Consider the following 2778-nt stretch of genomic DNA (forward strand, 5'->3'; position numbering starts at 1 on the left):
GATAAGGGGACACATGGCATCAGCGCTTTTATCGTTGAAAAAGGATGGGAAGGATTTACCTTTGGGGATCATTATGACAAATTAGGAATCCGTTCTTCTTCGACAGCTGAGCTTCGTTTTAATAATGTATTTGTACCAAAAGAAAATTTACTGGGAAAAGAGGGTGAAGGCTTCAAGATTGCCATGATGACATTAGATGGCGGTCGTATCGGTATTGCGGCCCAGGCATTGGGAATTGCGCAGGGAGCTTATGAAGCCGCTGTTGAATATGCTAAAGAACGTGTACAGTTTGGACGTCCTATCGCCAGCCAGCAGGCCATTTCTTTTAAAATCGCCGATATGGCAACCAAGATTCGCTGTGCCCGATTCTTAGTGTATAGTGCCGCCGAATTAAAAGAAGCCCATGAACCTTATGGAAAAGAAAGCGCTATGGCAAAAATGTATGCTTCCGATATTGCCTTAGAAGTTGTGAATGATGCCGTGCAGATTTTTGGCGGTACCGGATATCTGAAAGGTATGGATGTAGAACGTATGTATCGTGATGCCAAAATCACTACGATCTATGAAGGAACTAACGAGATCCAGCGTATCGTTATCGCATCACACATTCTACCTCGCAAAAAAGATAAGAAAAAAGCACGTGCAGCCCTAAAAGCCAATGTAGGTATTACCGGCGTAAGAAAGAATCAGATTTTTGAAGGAACGCCGCAGGAACAAGTCGATCAGCTGGTAGCGGCTTTAAAGAAAGATGGATATGATTTTACACAAGGTATAGCGATCGATACACCAATCGTTGATGCGGAACGTGTAGTCAGTGCCGGTAAAGGTATTGGACCTAAAGAAAATATGAAATTGATTGAAGATCTTGCGAAAAATGCAGGAGCTGCCATCGGCTCCAGCCGTCCGGTTGCCGAAAGTCTTCGTTATCTGCCATTAGAACGTTATGTAGGTATGTCCGGCCAAAAATTCCACGGCAACCTTTATATTGCCTGTGGTATTTCCGGGGCTTCTCAGCACTTAAAAGGTATTGTCGATGCGACAACGATTGTTGCGATCAATACGGATCCAAAAGCGCACATCTTTAAAAATGCCGATTATGGCATCGTCGGTGATGTAGAAGTCATCTTGCCACTGTTATCCAAAGCTCTGGATACCGGAGAAAAGAAACCGGCTCCACCTATGGTTAAAATGAGACGTCCGTTCTTTAAGAAGAGCGCTCCGGAATATAAACGTTATGTATGCTTAGGCTGTGGGCATGAATATGATCAGGCTTATGGAGATCCGGAAGGTGGTATTGATCCGGGTACACCATTCAACAAGCTTCCGGAAGATTGGATTTGTCCAAAATGCGGCGAAGGAAAAGAAAGCTATATCGAAGAGGAGTAGGAGTCATATATGTATAATGTAAGAAAAATTGTAGATGATTTATATTGGGTTGGAGGAAGCGACCATCGTTTGGAATTGTTTGAAAACATTCATCCGATTCCGGATGGCGTATCCTATAACGCCTATGTCTTATTAGATGAAAAAACAGTTTTATTTGATACTGTGGACTGGTCGATTTGCCGTCAGTTTTTGGAAAATTTGGAGCATGTATTAAACGGTAGAGATTTGGATTATGTGATCATTAACCATATGGAACCAGATCATGCTGCCAGCATGGAAGAAGTTTTGTTACGCTATCCAAATGCCAAAGTTATTTCTACTGAAAAATCCATTATGATGATGTATCAGTTTGGTTTTAATGTAGAAGGAAGAACCGAAACGGTAGCCGAAGGGGACAGCCGCTGCTTTGGAAAGCATACAATTGCCTTTGTCGATGCCCAAATGGTGCATTGGCCGGAAGCCATGGTTAGTTATGATACCAGCAATGGTGTTCTATTTTCAGCTGATGCCTTTGGAAGCTTTAAAGCTTTAGATGGAAAGTTGTTTGCTGATGAAGTTAATTTTGATCGTGACTGGATCGATGAAGCAAGACGCTATCTCACTAACATTGTTGGAAAATATGGACCGGAAGTCATGCATCTGTTAAAGAAGGCGGGAACTTTAGATATCAAAGTGATTTGTCCATTACACGGACCGGTATGGAGAAAACCGGAAGATATTCAGTATATTTTAGGAAAATATATCAAATGGGCTACATACGAACCAGAGGAAAAAGGTGTTTTGATTGTCTATGCCTCCATGTATGGAAATACAGAATCGGCAGCACAGGTGCTTGCAACAAAGCTTGTGGAAAAAGGAATGACCAATGTTCGAGTTTATGATGTTTCAAAAACACACGTTTCTTATTTAGTTTCCGAAGCCTTTAAGTATTCACACATTGTGTTTGCCAGTGTAACGTATAACTTACAGATTTATCCTGTCATGAAAGAATTCCTGGAACACTTGGCTATGTTGAATCTACAGAATCGCATTTGCGGTATTATCGAAAATGGTTCATGGGCACCTCAATCCGGTTCATTGATTCGTGAGTTCCTAGATGATGAAATGAAGCAGATGAGCATTATCAATAGCGAATTAAGTATTATCAGCTCATTACAAGAAAAAGATCAAAGGGATATGGATTTATTTGTCGATAGCCTTTTAGATACGATGAACGAAGAGTAAAGAAAACCTGTCAGAACAGTAATCCATACGGAAAAGAGGTTGTGGACGGATGCAATCTCTTTTCTTTTTAAGAAAAATACATCCGTTTACCATGGAAAAAGGAGAAGAAAATGGGATTATTTAGTTTATTTGGAGGGAATTCACAAGGCACTGTGCTTGATTGTGAAA

General features: G+C 41.0%; 2 protein-coding genes. Both read left to right on the forward strand.

The window, feature by feature from the left end:
- On the forward strand, nucleotides 1-1386 hold a 1386-nt coding region (locus U0M88_RS09565), incomplete at its 5' end, for an acyl-CoA dehydrogenase family protein (RefSeq protein ID WP_331869663.1).
- Nucleotides 1387-1395: 9 nt separating this feature from the next.
- Nucleotides 1396-2610: an FprA family A-type flavoprotein gene (locus tag U0M88_RS09570; RefSeq protein WP_117445145.1), complete on the forward strand. Its 1215-nt coding sequence runs from the start codon at nucleotides 1396-1398 to the stop codon at nucleotides 2608-2610.
- Nucleotides 2611-2778: the final 168 nt, after the last annotated feature.

The sequence above is a fragment of the Faecalicoccus sp. genome, from assembly GCF_036552745.1.
Taxonomy (GTDB): domain Bacteria; phylum Bacillota_I; class Bacilli_A; order Erysipelotrichales; family Erysipelotrichaceae; genus Faecalicoccus.